Consider the following 15,550-nt stretch of genomic DNA (forward strand, 5'->3'; position numbering starts at 1 on the left):
GTTCTTAGCCAGTTTACGTTTATCGACCGTTCCCGGAGATCGGTGCGAGACAGGATTTTCAGGCGACAGGGCCGGCGAATCAATATTCTTTTCCTCGGGAACAATCCTGAAGAAGCGCAAAAGGCGGGCTCATCGCGGAACTTTTCGCCGTCGCGCTGGTTGATAGGTCAAACTGGAGACCGTTATGAACTTGCAGACCCTGTTCATTGCAGCGCTTCTGACATTACTCATTCTTGCCGGCCTGCTGGCAGTCTTTCCCCTAAGAGGAAGCAATGAACCCGGAACACCGGCGCCGCACGCGCTGGATCAGACCAACGGCTAATATTCAAAGCCCTCTCACTTCTCTAGTTAGTCTCTCCATCACAATTAAAGGAAATGATCTTGAATAATCGCAATGGCCTTTACCTGATCGTCGGAGCACTTCTCGTTGCCGTAATCGGATTGGGAATCTACATTTATCGCGAAGAGACCAAGCCTGCCGTCGAGCTCAAAATCGGCGAAAGTGGCGTTTCTATCCAGCAAAACTGAAGTTGATAGAGTGAATTTCTATTTTGCCTGCGGGAACCAGACCGGGAAACTATCGACGCCAAAGCCGTATTCCTGGTTCACGACGTAGAAGGTTGCGAATAGAACCGCCGAAATGATCGTCGTCAGAAGAAAGACCCTGCCCATGCGATGCTTGTGCGGGGCGCTGGCTGGCGTACCCAGCGTTACGTCATCCTCGTCGCCTTGCGTGCGCAGGCCGATCGGGAGCATGGTGAACAATGTCAGCCACCAGAGGATGAAATAGACTGCCATGGCCGTCGCGATGGGCATTATTCTTGCTCCAGTTCGATCAATGTCCCGTTGAAATCCTTCGGGTGGAGGAAGAGAACAGGTTTGCCATGCGCGCCGATCTTCGGCTCTCCATCGCCAAGTATACGGGCGCCCTCACTTTTTAAATGATCGCGGGCGGCAATGATATTGGCCACTTCGTAGCAGACGTGATGCATGCCTCCGGAGGGATTTTTGGCCAGGAAGGCAGCGATCGGCGAATCAGCCCCGAGTGGCTCCAGCAGTTCAATCTTCGTGTTGCCGACATCGATGAAGACCACCGTCACGCCGTGTTCGGGGAGCACCTGCGGCGCGGTTGGCCTGGTGCCCAGCGTGTTGCGATAGGTCGCCGACGCTGCTGCCAGATCAGGCACCGCAATAGCGATATGGTTGAGACGGCCCAGCATAAGGATTGTCCTATGGGCGGGTCACGAAGACGGTAACCACCGGCTTCTTGCCCCAGACCTCGTTTGTTGCTGCCCGCACGGCGCGGCGCACTGCTTCGCGAACCATCGCCAGATCCCTGCGCTTTTCACGGGGAATGCTTTGTACGGCGCTTACTGCCGCATCGTACAGCAAGTCCTCGAGCAGTTCGCCCTCATCGTCGCTTTCCGGCAGCCCCACGGGCACGATCTCCGGATCTTCAATGATGTTGTAGTTGTCGTCGAGCAGCATAGACACCGCAACATGCCCGACATAGGCGAGCTTACGGCGTTCGACGATACCCACCTCTTCTTCGTCGCCAATGAGCTTGCCATCTTTGACCAGTCGGCCGAACGGCGCCTTGTCGATGATCTCGGCCCTGCCCGGCGCGAGCCTCAAGATGTCGCCATTGCGCACCTGGGGAACTTCCGGGATGCCGGCCATGGCAGCGAGTGAACCTTGGGCGACGAGATGCGCCGCCTCGCCATGCACCGGCACGAGGATGCGCGGACGCACCCACTCATACATCCGCCGCAACTCGTTGCGACGAGGATGCCCAGACACATGCACAAGCTGGTCGTCATCCGAAATGATCTGGATGCCCTGTTCTATCAAAAGGTTCTTGGTCTCGATGATCGGCTTTTCATTGCCGGGGATCGTGCGGGACGAATAGATCACCAGATCGCCGGCCGAAAGCGCGACGCTGCGCATTTCATCACGGGCGAGCTTGGCGAGCGCGGCGCGCGGTTCGCCTTGGCTGCCGGTAAGGATAATCACCATGTTCTCGCGCGGAATGAAGCCGTAATCGTCTTCCGACAGGAATTCGGGGACATCGTCGAGATATCCGAGCTCACTGGCGACATCGATCATGCGCTTCATCGAACGGCCGAGCACCAGAACCTGCCTTCCCGCGTCGCGTGCGGCCAAGGCGATCGAGCGGATACGGCCGACATTCGACGAAAAGGTCGTGATGGCGACGCGGCCGCGCGCGTTCTCGATAATATTGCGCAGGCTCTCACCCACCTCGCGCTCGGAAGGCGATTCGCCTTCGCGCAGCGCATTCGTCGAATCGCACATCATTGCGAGAACGCCTTCATCGCCGATGGCGCGGAAGCGCGCTTCATTGATCAGCGGCCCCATTGATGGCTCCGGGTCCATCTTCCAGTCGCCAGTGTGGATGATCGTGCCAAGCGGCGTCCTGATCGCGAGCGATACCGGCTCGGGGATCGAATGGGTGACCGCCAGCGCCTCGAACTCGAATGGGCCGACATTGAATGTCTCGCCGGCGCGATAGATCGTTACCGGAATGTCGGGCGCGCCGGGCTCCGCATGACGCTTGGCCTCGAGCAGTCCGGCCGTGAAGGGAGTACCGTAAACCGGAACATTGAGCAGCGGCCACAGATCGAGCAACGCCCCGTAGTGATCTTCATGGGCGTGGGTGATGACGATGCCCTTGAGGTTCTGGCGTTCAGCCTGCAGGAACCGGATGTCGGGCAGAATGAGATCGGCGCCGGGAAGTTCGGGGCCGGCAAAGCTGACGCCCATATCCACCACCACCCATTCGCGCTTATGCGCCGGGCCGTAGCCGTACATGGCCAAGTTCATTCCGATCTCACCGACACCGCCGAGTGGAAGGAAAACAAGCTCAGCTTGATCGGAATTCGCCATCTACACTCCTAATAGCCGAATTCTATTCAGCCCTTGCGGACGCCACCGCACCAAAATGCACATCACCAGCGGCGATCTTTATGCGCTCGCCCTCGCTGTCGCGAATGACGAAACGGCAATCTTCGTCAATGGTTTCGAATATACCACGCAGGACCGCTCCGTCGACTCGCACAGCGACCTCGCTGCCGAGGCCGGCCGCGCGTGCCAGCCAGCGCTTGCGAATTTCGGCAAGTCCCCGTCCCTCGTTCCAAACCCAGCTGTTTTCCTGCCAGGCGTCGGACAGCGCCAGAAACAGTGTTTCGGCATTACAATCCGCCCCAAGGCGGGCAAGCGACGTTGCCGGATAAGGCACGTCGTCAGGGTATGCCACGACGTTGACACCGATACCAATGACAATCGCGAAACGATTGGCCTCAAGCTGGGTGGACTCGAGCAGGATACCGGCGAGTTTTGCCCCGCCTGCAAGCAGATCGTTCGGCCATTTCAACTCGACACGCAGCGGTGCGCTGGTCGGACCGTGATTGCCGGCACCGTCGAGGCCAACCGAGAAGACAGTCGATGGGCAGACCGCGTCGAGTGCGTCGGCCAGTGCAAGGCCCGCGACAAAGCCGAGCGTCGCCGCGGCCTTCAGGTCGAATGCACCGGTGAGCAGCAGCGAGGCCGCGAGGTTGCCGTGCGATGTCGCCCAGGCGCGCCCACGCCGTCCGCGCCCGCTTTCCTGCTGCTTGGAAACAATCCAGAGCTTTCCGGGGTCACCCGCAAGTGCCCGCTCCAACGCCACGGCATTGGTTGAACCTATCGTCTCGAAGGCTTCAAGGCGATAGAAGTTTTGCTGGGCCAGGGGCGATAGGGAAAAGCCCATAGTCGTCAGAAGAAGGTTTTCGCTGCGGCTTCCGCATAGGTGCTGACCGGTCCGCCAACGAAGACATAGAACAGGACCAGCAGGCCGGAAACGCCAAGAACGAGGCGCAACTCGCCGGCCATGGGCACGAAAGCACCCGCCGGTTCATCGAACCACATGATCTTGATGATGCGCAGATAATAGTATGCGCCCACGACCGAGGCGACGATGCCGATGATCGCCAGCGCGTAGAGGTTCGCCTGCATCGCGGCAAGGAAGGTGTACCACTTGCCCCAGAAGCCGGCGAGCGGCGGAATGCCTGCGAGCGAGAACATCAGGATCGTCAGGATCGTCGCCATGATCGGATTGGTGCGCGAGAGCCCGGACAAATCGCTGATTTGCTCGACATTGCCGTCCTTGCGTCGCATTGCGAGGATGAAGGCGAAGGTGCCGAGCGTGGTGACGAGATAGATGAGCATGTAGATGGCAACGCCGCGTACGCCGACAACCGTCCCGGCGGCGAGACCAACGAGCGCGTAACCCATGTGACTGATCGACGAATAGGCCATCAGCCGCTTGATGTTACGTTGGCCGATGGCCGCAAACGCACCAAGCACCATTGAAGCGATGGCAATGAAAACGACGACCTGCTGCCAATCGTGGGTGATCGGCTGGAAGGTCTCGCTGACGACGCGGGTCAGAAGTGCCATCGCCGCCATCTTTGGCGCCGAGGCGAAGAAAGCCGTAACCGGTGTCGGTGCACCCTCGTAAACGTCAGGGGTCCACATATGGAACGGGACGGCCGAGATCTTGAAGGCAAGGCCAGCCAGGATGAAAACGAGGCCAAAGACGACGCCGAGCTGACGTTCGCCGCCGCTGAGCGCCTGCGCGATCGCTCCAAAGCCGGTGTGTCCGGTAAAGCCATAGACCAGGGAAATGCCGTAGAGAAGCATGCCGGACGACAAAGCGCCAAGCACGAAATATTTGAGACCAGCTTCGGTCGAACGGACGTTGTCGCGATTGATGGCAGCAACGACGTAGAGCGCGAGCGACTGCAGTTCGAGGCCGAGATAGAGCGAGAGCGTATCATTGGCCGAAATCATCAGCAGCATGCCGAGCGTCGCCAAAAGGACGAGGATCGGGAACTCGAACTTGTCGAACTTCTGCTCCTTGGCAAAGCCCGCCGACATCACCAGCGTCACCACTGAACCGACAAGCGTCAACACCTTCATGAAGCGTGAGAAAGGATCGCTAACAAAGGCGCGTCCGAAAACATGGCCGTCCTGCGGGAATATGACGACAAGCGCGAGTGCGGCGAGAAGCAGTGCAACGGCAAGGCCGCCAACCAGCCCGTTTGCCCGCTCGCCGGAAAACGCGCCGATCATCAACAGCACGAGCGCGCCGCCCGCGATGAGCAGTTCAGGAGCCATAAGCGTCAAGTTGGCAATCATGTCGGTTAGGCCTCTTCCTGCTATTTCAGCGCCAGTGTGGCGGCCGAGGACAGCGCATTATTGTATTGATTGATGATGGCGTGCACGGAGCTTGCCGTCGCATCGAAGATCGGCATGGGGTAGACGCCATAGAAGATCGTCAGAATGACCAGCGGATAGACCACGGCTTTCTCACGCGTCGTCATGTCGAGCAGCGATTTCAGGCTGTCCTTGTCGAGCACGCCGAAGATGACGCGGCGATAAAGCCAGAGCGCATAGGCCGCAGAGAAAATAACACCGCTTGCCGCGAACATCGCCACCCACGTGTTGACGCGGAAGACACCGAGAAGCGTCAGAAACTCTCCAACGAACCCGGACGTACCCGGCAGGCCGACATTCGCCATGGTGAAGATCATGAAGACGACGGCATATTTCGGCATGTTGTTGACGAGGCCGCCATAGGCCGCAATCTCGCGGGTATGGGTGCGGTCATAGATGATGCCGACGCAAAGGAACAGCGCGCTCGACACGAGGCCGTGCGACAGCATCTGGAACAATGCTCCCTGGATGCCCTGCTCGTTGGCGGCAAAAATGCCCATGGTCACATAGCCCATATGCGCGACCGAGGAATAGGCAATGAGCTTCTTCACGTCTTCCTGCATCAGGGCGACGAGCGACGTGTAGATAATGGCGACCACCGAGAGCGTATAGATCAGCGGCGCGAAATCGGCGGAGGCGAGCGGAAACATCGGCAGCGAGAAGCGGATGAAACCGTAGCCGCCGAGCTTCAACAGAATGCCGGCAAGTATCGCGGAAGCCGCGGTCGGCGCTTCGACGTGCGCATCGGGAAGCCAGGTATGGACCGGCCACATCGGCATCTTGACGGCGAAGGAGGCAAAGAATGCCAGCCACAGCCAGGTCTGCATGGAGGCCGGGAACTTGTAGGCGAGCAGGGTCGGAATATCCGTCGTGCCGGCCTGCCAGTACATCGCCATGATGGCAAGCAGCATCAGCACCGAGCCGAGCAGCGTATAAAGGAAGAACTTGAAGCTTGCATAAACGCGACGCTTGCCACCCCAAACGCCGATGATGATGAACATTGGCACGAGAACGGCTTCGAAGAACACGTAGAAAAGCACGATATCAAGCGCACAGAAGACGCCGATCATCAGCGTTTCCAGCACGAGGAATGCGATCATGTATTCCTTGACGCGGTTCTGGATGGCGTCCCAGCTTGCAAGGATGCATAGCGGCATCAGGAACGTCGTCAGGATGACGAACAGCATGGAAATGCCGTCGACGCCCATATGGTACGAGATACCCGAGTCGAGCCACGCAGTCTTTTCGACGAACTGGAAGCCCGACTGGCTGTTATCGAAATAGTACCAGATCGGCAGCGACAGCAGGAACGTGATGATCGTCGTCCACAGCGTCACATTGCGGATGTTCGTCCGCGCTGAGTCGCTGTCATCACGGATGAACAGGATGAGCAGAACACCGACCAACGGCAGAAAGGTAACGGTCGAGAGAATTGGCCAGTCGGTCATTAGAAGTTGCTCCCGAGCATCATCCAGGTGACGAGTGCGGCGACCCCAATGAGCATCGCGAACGCATAGTGATAAAGGTAACCCGTCTGCAGCCGCACGACGCGATTGGTCACGTCAACGACGCGTGCCGAAATTCCATCGGGTCCATGGCCGTCGATCAGCCAGCCATCGCCCTGCTTCCACAGGAACCGTCCGAGGGCTTTCGCCGGGCGCACGAAGAGGAAGTCGTAGAGCTCGTCGAAATACCACTTGTTGAGCAGGAACTGATAAAGGCCAGGATGCTGGGCAGCGAGGCGCTTGGGTGTTTCCGGCGAGCGGATATAGAACTGCCACGAGATCAGGAACCCAACGACCATCGCGATGAATGGCGACAGCTGCACGATGAACGGCACGTGGTGGTGTTCCTCGAGAATCTCGTTGCCCGGAGCCGTGTACAGCGCGCCTTTCCAGAACTCGGCATATTCGTGGCCGAAGAAGTGCTCGTGGAACATCACGCCGGCAAAGAGTGCGCCTGCCGCGAGAATGAAGAGCGGCACCAGCATCACATAGGGCGATTCATGCACGTGATGCATGACATCGTGGCTGGCGCGCGGCTTGCCATGGAACGTCATGAAAATCAGGCGCCAGGAATAGAAGCTGGTGAAGACAGCGGCGATGACTAGAAGAATGTAAGCGTAGTTCGCCACCGGATTGTGCGAGGCGAAGGCCGACTCGATGATCATGTCCTTCGAGAAGAAGCCGGCGGTGCCGATCAGCGTGCCCGGAATGCCGAGCCCGGTCAGGGCAACAGTGCCGATGATCATCATCCAGTAGGTTGTCGGGATGAGCTTGCGGAGTCCGCCCATGTGGCGCATGTCCTGCTCGTTCGAAACGGCATGGATGACCGAGCCCGCGCCGAGGAACAGCAGCGCCTTGAAGAAGGCGTGCGTGAAGAGGTGGAATATGCCTGCGCCATAGGCGCCGACGCCGAGCGCCACGAACATGTAGCCGAGCTGCGAACAGGTCGAATAGGCAATCACACGCTTGATGTCGTTCTGAACGAGGCCAACTGTGGCCGCAAAGAAGGCGGTCGTTGCGCCAATGAAAGTGACGAACATCAGCGCCGTGTGCGAAAGTTCAAAGATTGGCGACAGGCGCGCGACCATAAAAACGCCGGCGGTGACCATCGTTGCGGCATGGATGAGCGCTGAAACCGGGGTCGGGCCTTCCATGGCGTCCGGCAACCAGGTGTGCAACAGGAACTGCGCCGACTTGCCCATTGCACCCATGAAAAGCAGGAGCGCGGCAATCGTGATTGCGCCTTGCTTATCAAGCGTATAGCCGAGGAAGTTGAGAACGATCTGGCTACCGTCAGTTGCGGCGCCTTCTGCCGGCAGATATTGCGCGGCAGATGCGAACAGCGTGTCGAACTGGACGGTATCGAACAGAACGAACAACGAGAAGATACCGAGAAGGAAACCGAAGTCGCCGACGCGGTTGACGATGAAGGCCTTCATGGCCGCAGCGTTGGCGGATGGCTTCTTATACCAGAACCCGATCAGCAGGTACGAGGCAAGACCGACGCCTTCCCAACCGAAGAACATCTGAACGAGATTGTCGCCTGTCACCAACATCAGCATGGCAAAGGTGAAGAGCGAGAGATAGGCGAAGAAGCGCGGGCGATCGGGGTCATGATGCATGTAGCCGATCGAATAGGTATGAACCAGCGCCGAGACCGTATTCACGACGACGAGCATGACCGCCGTCAGCGTGTCGATGCGCAGCGACCAGTCGAAGCTCAGCGAGCCGGACTCGACCCAATGCGCCACAGGAATCTTGAACGCCTCGGTATGCCCAAGGGCGACCGAGCCGAATGCGATCCACGAAAGGATGGCGCAGACGATCAGAAAGCCGGTCGTGACATACTCACTCGCCTTCGCGCCGATAGCGGAGCCGAAAAGCCCGGCGATCAGGAAGCCGAGCAGCGGAAGGAAGACAATCGCCAGATACAGCATGCCCCCGTCAACCTTTCATCATGTTGACGTCTTCTACGTCAATCGATCCACGATTGCGGTAGAACACGACGAGAATAGCAAGACCGATGGCTGCCTCGGCGGCGGCGACGGTCAGGACAAACAGCGCAAAGACCTGGCCGACCAGATCGTGCAGAGCGGCGGAAAACGCCACGAAATTCAGATTGACCGCAAGCAGGATCAATTCGACCGACATCAGGATGACGATAATGTTCTTCTTGTTGAGGAAGATGCCGAAGATCCCGAGCGTGAACAGCAGGGCAGAGACAGTCAGATAATGTGCGATACCAATTTCCATCATGACGCTCCTGTCAGATACCCTTGCCGGTTTCGACCTGCTTGACCTCGATGGCCGTTGCAGGCGTGCGAGCCACCTGCTGCGCGATGTTCTGGCGCTTGATGTTCGGCTTGTGCCGCAGCGTCAGAACAATGGCGCCGATCATCGCAACCAGAAGCACCAGCCCGGCAATCTGGAAGAAATAGATGTAGTCCGTATAAAGAATGTCGCCGAGCGCTGCAGTGTTGGTGCGGGTCGCAAGATCGGGCGTCGGCTGGACCGGCGATGCGGTCAGCGTCGGCGCGAAAATCGAACCGCCAAGAACGATGATCAGCTCAGCGGCCAGGATGAGCCCGACCAGTGCGCCGATCGGCGCATATTGCAGCGCTCCGCTCTTCAGTTCGGCAAAGTCCACATCCAGCATCATGACGACGAAAAGGAACAGCACCGCCACAGCGCCGACATAAACGACGAGAAGGATCATCGCCAGGAATTCGGCGCCGGTCAGCAGGAATAGACCGGCCGCATTGAAGAAGGCGAGGATCAGGAACAGCACGGAATGCACGGGATTGCGTGCAGCAATAACCATGAAACCACTGGCTACAGTGATGAAGGCGAAGAGATAGAAAAACGCCGCCGCGATACCTGTCAGCATGGGTTCCCCCGATTTCCATTCCGGCAGGTCGTCCTGCCATTAAACCCGGCAGATAAGACTGCCAATTCAAACGGATCGTTTGCCGTTGCGGCCAAATGATCTTTCAATTTTTCAAGCCTCTTAGCGCATGTTCCCTGCCGGTTGAAGATCAACGGCCAAGACACATGCGCGCAGTTCATATTCAGCGATAGGGCGCATCCATCGCGATGTTGCGCGCCAGTTCCCGCTCCCAACGATCGCCGTTGGCAAGCAGACGTTCCTTGTCGTAGTAGAGTTCTTCGCGTGTTTCCGTGGCGAACTCGAAATTCGGCCCCTCGACGATCGCGTCGACAGGACATGCTTCCTGGCAGAAGCCGCAATAGATGCACTTCACCATGTCGATATCATAACGAACCGTGCGGCGCGTGCCGTCATTGCGGCGCGGACCAGCCTCGATTGTGATCGCCTGGGCCGGGCAGATCGCCTCGCACAGCTTGCAGGCAATGCAGCGTTCTTCGCCGTTTGGATAACGGCGCAGCGCGTGTTCACCGCGAAAGCGCGGGCTGACCGGCCCCTTTTCGTACGGATAATTTAGGGTCGCCTTGGGCGCAAAGAACTGCCGCATCGACAGGAAGAATGCCCCGACGAATTCCAGAAGCAGGAGCGATTTAGCAGCTTGTGCCAGTTGTGCCATGCTCGTTCTCCTTAAGGCGTCAGGCCGGTGATTTTGAGGAAGGCCGCGGTGGCGACGACCATGAAGATCGAGATCGGCAGGAATACCTTCCAGCCAAGGCGCATCAACTGGTCATAGCGGTAGCGCGGAACGAAAGCCTTCACCATGGCGAACATGAAAAAGCAAAGGAACAGCTTGAGCAGGAACCAGATGACGCCGGGCACCCAGTTCAGGAACCACACATCGACGGGTGGCAGCCAGCCGCCGAGGAAGAGGATCGTCGTCAGCGCGCACATCAGGGTGATGGCGACATATTCGCCGAGGAAGAACAGCAGGAACGCCGTGGACGAATATTCGATCATGTGGCCGGCGACGAGTTCCGATTCAGCTTCGACCAGATCGAACGGCGGACGGTTGGTCTCCGCTAGGGCCGATATGAAGAAGATGATGAACATCGGGAACAGGCCGAGCCAATGCCAGTCGAGGAACGTATTCGGCAGACCGATCATCGTGCCGAGGCCGGTCGTCTGCGACATGACAATGTCGGTCAGATTGAGCGAACCCACGCAAAGGAGGACGGTGACGATCACGAAGCCGATCGACACTTCGTAGGACACCATCTGCGCGGCCGAGCGCAGTGCGCCGAGAAACGGATATTTCGAATTGGACGCCCAGCCCGCCATGATGACGCCGTAGACTTCGAGCGACGAAATGGCGAGGACGTAAAGGATGCCGACATTGACGTTGGCGACCGCCCAGCCCTCATTGACCGGAATGACAGCCCAGGCCGCCATGGCAAGGACGGACGATACGAGCGGCGCCAGCAGGAAAATGCCCTTGTTGGCGCCGGAGGGGATGATCGGTTCCTTGACGACGAACTTCAAAAGGTCGGCGAAGGACTGCAGCAAACCAAACGGTCCGACGACGTTGGGGCCGCGCCGCAACTGCACGGCCGCCCAGACCTTGCGATCCGCCAGAAGCAGGTAGGCGATAATCAGCAGCATCACGACCAGCAAAAGCAGTGATTTGCCGAGGATGATCAGCAGCGGCAGGATGTAGGTTGCGAAAATCTCTTCCATATCAGTCTCTTTCCCGCCTACTCGGCCGCCTGCTTGAAGCCGCCCTTGGCGAGCGCCGAGCACTCGGCCATGACGGCAGAGGCGCGTGCGATCGGGTTGGTCAAGTAGAAATCCTTGACCGGCGAGATGAAGGCCGTCTTCTCGACTGCGCCGATTGTACTCGCCAGCTTCTCGACATCGGCAGGATTGCCGGCTTCGATCGAGTCGACCGAAGCGAGATGCGGATACTCCGCATAGAGGCCGGAGCGCAAGGCCGCGAGCGAGTCGAACGGCAATTTCTTGCCGAGTGTGTCGGATAGAGCGCGCAGGATTGCCCAGTCTTCCTTGGCGTTGCCTGGCGCAAAGCCGGCGCGGTTCGTCATTTGCACGCGGCCCTCGGTGTTCACATAGGTGCCCGACTTTTCCGTATAGGTCGCGCCGGGCAGGATCACATCGGCATTGTGCGCGCCCTGATCACCATGCGTGCCGATGTACACCGTGAATGCCTTGTCCTTGCCGGACCAGTCGAGTTCGTCGGCGCCGAGCAGGAACAGAACATCCATAGTGCCCTGCATCTCGGCTACCGTCTTGCCGCCCTCACCCGGCACGAAGCCGATGTCGAGCGCGCCGACACGGCTCGCAGCGGTATGCACCACGCCAAATCCGTTCCAGTCGTCCCGTAGGGCTCCGGCTTCCGCGGCGATCTTTGCCGCAAGTCCCAATACCGACTGGCCGTCCGCGCGCGACAGAGCGCCCTGCCCGACGATGATCATCGGGTTCTTGGCTGTCTTCAGAACCGACAGGAAATTCATCGATCCAGCCGCAAGATCGGCCAGCGTCTCGGCACCGGCGCCAAGGTATTCGTACTTGTAGCGCAGGTCGGCCTGTTCACCGATCAGGCCGATCGGCGTCCCAGCGGCACGCCAACGCTTGCGGATACGAGCGTTGAGCAGCGATGCCTCGAAACGCGGATTTGATCCGATGATGAGGATCGCATCAGCCTGCTCGATCCCATCGATCGTCGGATTGAAAATGTATGAAGCGCGGCCGCCCGCCGTAGCAAGCGCCGAGCCGTCCTGACGTGCGTCGATATTGGCCGAACCAAGCGACGCCATCAGCGCCTTCAACGCGTACATCTCCTCGACACTGGCGAGATCGCCGGCAATCGCGCCGATCTTGCTACCGTCAGTCTTGGCAACGGCGGCCCTGATCGCGTCGAAGGCCTCCGGCCAGGTGGCGGCAATGAGACGCCCGTCCTTGCGGATATAGGGACGGTCGAGGCGCTGCGTGCGCAGGCCGTCCCAGATGAAGCGCGTCTTGTCGGAAATCCATTCCTCGTTCACCTGCTCGTTGACGCGCGGCAGGATACGCATCACTTCGCGGCCACGGGTATCGACGCGGATCGCCGAGCCGACTGCATCCATAACATCGATGGATTCCGTCTTGTTCAACTCCCAGGGACGCGCCTGGAAAGCATAGGGCTTCGAGGTCAGCGCACCGACCGGGCAAAGGTCGATGACGTTGCCCTGGAGTTCGGAGGTCATTGCCCGTTCGAGATAGGTGGTGATCTCGGCATCTTCGCCGCGGCCGATCAGGCCGAGTTCGGAAATGCCGGCAACTTCCGTCGTAAAGCGGACGCAGCGGGTGCAATGGATGCAGCGCGTCATGATCGTCTTGACGAGAGGACCGATATACTTGTCCTCAACGGCGCGCTTATTCTCGCGATAACGCGAGGAATCGACGCCGAAGGCCATAGCCTGGTCCTGCAGATCGCATTCGCCGCCCTGATCGCAGATCGGGCAATCGAGCGGATGATTGATGAGCAGGAATTCCATCACGCCTTCGCGGGCCTTCTTGACCATCGGCGTATTTGTGAAGATTTCCGGGGTCTCGCCATTCGGACCGGGGCGCAGATCGCGCACGCCCATGGCGCAGGATGCTGCCGGCTTCGGCGGTCCGCCCTTCACTTCGATCAGGCACATGCGGCAATTGCCGGCAATCGACAAACGCTCGTGGAAGCAGAAGCGCGGAACCTCGGCACCCGCCGTTTCCGCAGCCTGCAGAAGCGTATAGTGATCCGGTACCTCTATTTCCTTACCGTCGACTTTGATCTTTGCCATCGTCCGTCCAACCTCGCGGAACATACCGCATTCCAGTCCGGCATTTCCGCAGTTGCCGAAATGCCCTTAATTCTCAACGTGCCGGGTAACAACCGGCGCGCACCTTGTTCAGGGTTTCCCCATCAATCGATTTGCCTGGCCAACCCAATCGTCGCGCACAATGCGCCCCCCGAACTTGAGTTCGTCATCGACCTTCGCGATCTCGTCCGCCGTCCATCCGGCGATCTGCGCATAGGTGCTTATTCCCATGCCGTTCAAGACCTGCTCAAGCTTCGGCCCTATGCCCGCGATCAGCTTCAGATCGTCGGCCCCAGTCGTCACGGCCGGAGCCAATTTCGCGGCAATTGCAGTTTCAACTGAAACAACCTGCGGCTCTACGGGTACCTGAAGCCGCTTAGCGGGTGCCGCGGCGGTCTTGCCGCGAATGATCGTCTTGAGATCATCGACGTCCGCTGCAACGCGCGGAGCACCGGCTTCCGCCGTCTTCGAGTTCAGATCAAACGCCCCGGCAAAAGCACCGGCCCAGAAACCCCACATCTGGCTGGCAATGCCAAGACCGATTGCGGATGCGGCGGCGGCCGCGCCCAGCGACGGCGTCAACAGGTTGACTGCCGCAACCGTGTGGTTCGGCATCAAGGCTGTCCATGTGTCGATGCGATGTTTTGCGTTGTCTGCCATCGGCTTTTCCACCTATTCCGCCGCTTCGAGCACAGGGCTCGGCGAGGCATTGCGGGAAAACTCGTCGATGCGGCGCTCAATTTCAGGGCGGAAACTGCGGATGAGGCCCTGAACCGGCCATGCCGCGGCATCGCCAAGCGCACAGATCGTATGACCCTCGATCTGCTTGGTGACGTCGAGCAGCATCTCGATCTCGCGCTTCTGCGCGTTGCCGGTAACCATGCGCTCCATCACCCGCCACATCCAGCCTGTGCCTTCGCGGCAAGGCGTGCACTGGCCGCAGCTTTCGTGCTTGAAGAAGTAGGAAATACGGGCGATGGCGCGAACAATGTCGGTGGACTTGTCCATGACGATCGCGGCTGCGGTGCCAAATGACGACTTGACCGCACGCAGCCCGTCGAAATCCATCGGGCAATCGATAATGTCCGCTGCCGGAACCACCGGGCAGGAAGCACCGCCGGGAATGACTGCCAGAAGATTGTCCCAGCCGCCACGGATACCACCGCCATGCTTGTCGACGAGCTCGCGGAAGGTAATGCCCATGGCTTCTTCGACGGTGCATGGCTTGTTCACATGACCGGAAAGCATAAAGAGCTTGGTGCCGACATTGTTCGGGCGGCCGATACCGGAGAACCACGCCGCGCCGCGACGCAGGATCGTCGGCGCAACAGCGATCGATTCGACATTGTTGACGGTGGTCGGGCAGCCATAAAGGCCCATATTCGCCGGGAACGGCGGTTTCAGGCGCGGCTGGCCCTTTTTGCCTTCGAGGCTCTCGAGAAGCGCTGTTTCCTCGCCGCAAATATAGGCGCCAGCGCCATGATGGACGAAGATATCGTAGTCCCAGCCATTCTTGTTGTTCTTGCCAAGAAGACCGGCGTCGTAGCATTCATCGATTGCCGCCTGCAGCGCCTCGCGCTCGCGGATATATTCGCCGCGCACATAGATGTAGCAGGTGTTGGCACCCATGGCGAAACCGGCAATCAGGCAGCCTTCGATCAGCGTATGCGGATCGTGCCGCATGATATCGCGGTCCTTGCAGGTACCGGGCTCGGACTCGTCGGCATTAACGACGAGGTAATGCGGCCGTCCGTCGCTTTCCTTGGGCATGAACGACCATTTCAACCCGGTCGGAAAGCCCGCGCCACCACGGCCACGAAGGCCCGATGCCTTCATCTCGTTGATGATCCAGTCGCGACCCTTTTCGAGGATCTGCTTGGTGCCGTCCCAATTGCCACGGCTCATCGCACCCTTCAAGGACTTGTCCTTGTGGCCGTAAATATTGGTGAAGATGCGGTCTTTGTCAGCGAGCATTTCGCACCTGTCCTACTCTCTTCGTCCATTCCAGGCGGGCGCTCAAGGCAGCCGCCAAATTG

The 15,550-nt window shown here is 59.2% G+C and carries 16 protein-coding genes; 2 read left to right on the forward strand and 14 right to left on the reverse strand.

The window, feature by feature from the left end; translation table 11 throughout:
* Positions 1-184: 184 nt before the first annotated feature.
* Together HQ945_RS01095 and HQ945_RS01100 are read left to right on the forward strand one after the other, a co-directional pair.
* On the forward strand, positions 185-322 hold the full coding sequence (locus tag HQ945_RS01095) for a hypothetical protein (protein ID WP_172982594.1): 138 nt from the start codon (positions 185-187) through the stop codon (positions 320-322).
* Between the two features lie 59 nt (positions 323-381).
* Positions 382-528, forward strand: a complete 147-nt coding sequence (locus HQ945_RS01100; RefSeq protein ID WP_027232486.1) for a hypothetical protein — start codon at positions 382-384, stop codon at positions 526-528.
* Between the two features lie 18 nt (positions 529-546).
* Here the strand turns inward: HQ945_RS01100 and HQ945_RS01105 are convergent, their stop codons facing one another.
* From HQ945_RS01105 to nuoF, 14 genes are all read right to left on the reverse strand, one after another.
* Complete coding sequence (locus HQ945_RS01105) at positions 547-816, reverse strand: DUF1467 family protein (RefSeq protein ID WP_091922555.1); 270 nt, start codon at positions 814-816, stop codon at positions 547-549.
* A complete protein-coding gene (mce, locus tag HQ945_RS01110; RefSeq protein WP_174207584.1) occupies positions 816-1,220 on the reverse strand; it encodes a methylmalonyl-CoA epimerase in 405 nt (134 codons plus the stop codon). The genes HQ945_RS01105 and mce overlap by 1 nt, the downstream gene beginning before the upstream one ends.
* A 10-nt stretch (positions 1,221-1,230) precedes the next feature.
* Positions 1,231-2,904: a ribonuclease J gene (locus HQ945_RS01115; protein WP_113280097.1), complete on the reverse strand. Its 1,674-nt coding sequence runs from the start codon at positions 2,902-2,904 to the stop codon at positions 1,231-1,233.
* Between the two features lie 22 nt (positions 2,905-2,926).
* Positions 2,927-3,766, reverse strand: a complete 840-nt coding sequence (locus HQ945_RS01120) for a biotin--[acetyl-CoA-carboxylase] ligase (protein ID WP_027232482.1) — start codon at positions 3,764-3,766, stop codon at positions 2,927-2,929.
* Positions 3,767-3,771: 5 nt separating this feature from the next.
* Positions 3,772-5,196 carry an NADH-quinone oxidoreductase subunit NuoN gene (gene nuoN, locus HQ945_RS01125; RefSeq protein WP_036814804.1) on the reverse strand — a complete coding sequence of 475 codons (1,425 nt, stop codon included), beginning with the start codon at positions 5,194-5,196 and terminating at the stop codon, positions 3,772-3,774.
* A gap of 20 nt (positions 5,197-5,216) precedes the next feature.
* Positions 5,217-6,722: an NADH-quinone oxidoreductase subunit M gene (locus tag HQ945_RS01130; protein ID WP_027232480.1), complete on the reverse strand. Its 1,506-nt coding sequence runs from the start codon at positions 6,720-6,722 to the stop codon at positions 5,217-5,219.
* On the reverse strand, positions 6,722-8,716 hold the full coding sequence (nuoL, locus tag HQ945_RS01135) for an NADH-quinone oxidoreductase subunit L (RefSeq protein WP_174207585.1): 1,995 nt from the start codon (positions 8,714-8,716) through the stop codon (positions 6,722-6,724). Before nuoL ends, HQ945_RS01130 begins: the two co-directional genes overlap by 1 nt.
* A 7-nt stretch (positions 8,717-8,723) precedes the next feature.
* Complete coding sequence (gene nuoK, locus HQ945_RS01140) at positions 8,724-9,032, reverse strand: NADH-quinone oxidoreductase subunit NuoK (RefSeq protein ID WP_027232478.1); 309 nt, start codon at positions 9,030-9,032, stop codon at positions 8,724-8,726.
* 13 nt (positions 9,033-9,045) lie between these two features.
* Positions 9,046-9,666, reverse strand: coding sequence for an NADH-quinone oxidoreductase subunit J (locus HQ945_RS01145; RefSeq protein ID WP_027232477.1), 621 nt, complete (start codon positions 9,664-9,666; stop codon positions 9,046-9,048).
* A gap of 181 nt (positions 9,667-9,847) precedes the next feature.
* Entirely contained in the window at positions 9,848-10,339 is a 492-nt protein-coding gene (gene nuoI / locus HQ945_RS01150; RefSeq protein WP_027232476.1) for an NADH-quinone oxidoreductase subunit NuoI, read from the reverse strand.
* Positions 10,340-10,350: 11 nt separating this feature from the next.
* Positions 10,351-11,397 (reverse strand): NADH-quinone oxidoreductase subunit NuoH, encoded by a 1,047-nt coding sequence (gene nuoH, locus HQ945_RS01155; RefSeq protein WP_027232475.1) that lies wholly within the window; start codon positions 11,395-11,397, stop codon positions 10,351-10,353.
* A gap of 17 nt (positions 11,398-11,414) precedes the next feature.
* Entirely contained in the window at positions 11,415-13,496 is a 2,082-nt protein-coding gene (gene nuoG / locus HQ945_RS01160) for an NADH-quinone oxidoreductase subunit NuoG (protein ID WP_113280204.1), read from the reverse strand.
* A gap of 108 nt (positions 13,497-13,604) precedes the next feature.
* A complete protein-coding gene (locus HQ945_RS01165) occupies positions 13,605-14,174 on the reverse strand; it encodes a 5' DNA nuclease (RefSeq protein WP_174207586.1) in 570 nt (189 codons plus the stop codon).
* Between the two features lie 12 nt (positions 14,175-14,186).
* The gene (gene nuoF / locus HQ945_RS01170; protein WP_113280102.1) at positions 14,187-15,488 is read right to left on the reverse strand and encodes an NADH-quinone oxidoreductase subunit NuoF; all 1,302 of its coding nucleotides are present in this window, start codon (positions 15,486-15,488) and stop codon (positions 14,187-14,189) included.
* Positions 15,489-15,550: the final 62 nt, after the last annotated feature.

This window comes from Phyllobacterium pellucidum (genome assembly GCF_013327855.1).
Classification (GTDB): Bacteria; Pseudomonadota; Alphaproteobacteria; order Rhizobiales; family Rhizobiaceae; genus Phyllobacterium; species Phyllobacterium pellucidum.

What these genes read in the sequence shown, in the direction of transcription:
- HQ945_RS01095 (WP_172982594.1), top strand. Translation starts at nt 185, where the DNA reads ATGAACTTGCAGACCCTGTTCATTGCAGCGCTTCTGACATTACTCATT.
- HQ945_RS01105 (WP_091922555.1), bottom strand. Translation starts at nt 816, where the DNA reads ATGCCCATCGCGACGGCCATGGCAGTCTATTTCATCCTCTGGTGGCTG.
- mce (WP_174207584.1), bottom strand. Translation starts at nt 1,220, where the DNA reads ATGCTGGGCCGTCTCAACCATATCGCTATTGCGGTGCCTGATCTGGCA.
- HQ945_RS01115 (WP_113280097.1), bottom strand. Translation starts at nt 2,904, where the DNA reads ATGGCGAATTCCGATCAAGCTGAGCTTGTTTTCCTTCCACTCGGCGGT.
- HQ945_RS01120 (WP_027232482.1), bottom strand. Translation starts at nt 3,766, where the DNA reads ATGGGCTTTTCCCTATCGCCCCTGGCCCAGCAAAACTTCTATCGCCTT.
- nuoN (WP_036814804.1), bottom strand. Translation starts at nt 5,196, where the DNA reads ATGATTGCCAACTTGACGCTTATGGCTCCTGAACTGCTCATCGCGGGC.
- HQ945_RS01130 (WP_027232480.1), bottom strand. Translation starts at nt 6,722, where the DNA reads ATGACCGACTGGCCAATTCTCTCGACCGTTACCTTTCTGCCGTTGGTC.
- nuoL (WP_174207585.1), bottom strand. Translation starts at nt 8,716, where the DNA reads ATGCTGTATCTGGCGATTGTCTTCCTTCCGCTGCTCGGCTTCCTGATC.
- nuoK (WP_027232478.1), bottom strand. Translation starts at nt 9,032, where the DNA reads ATGGAAATTGGTATCGCACATTATCTGACTGTCTCTGCCCTGCTGTTC.
- HQ945_RS01145 (WP_027232477.1), bottom strand. Translation starts at nt 9,666, where the DNA reads ATGCTGACAGGTATCGCGGCGGCGTTTTTCTATCTCTTCGCCTTCATC.
- nuoI (WP_027232476.1), bottom strand. Translation starts at nt 10,339, where the DNA reads ATGGCACAACTGGCACAAGCTGCTAAATCGCTCCTGCTTCTGGAATTC.
- nuoH (WP_027232475.1), bottom strand. Translation starts at nt 11,397, where the DNA reads ATGGAAGAGATTTTCGCAACCTACATCCTGCCGCTGCTGATCATCCTC.
- nuoG (WP_113280204.1), bottom strand. Translation starts at nt 13,496, where the DNA reads ATGGCAAAGATCAAAGTCGACGGTAAGGAAATAGAGGTACCGGATCAC.
- HQ945_RS01165 (WP_174207586.1), bottom strand. Translation starts at nt 14,174, where the DNA reads ATGGCAGACAACGCAAAACATCGCATCGACACATGGACAGCCTTGATG.
- nuoF (WP_113280102.1), bottom strand. Translation starts at nt 15,488, where the DNA reads ATGCTCGCTGACAAAGACCGCATCTTCACCAATATTTACGGCCACAAG.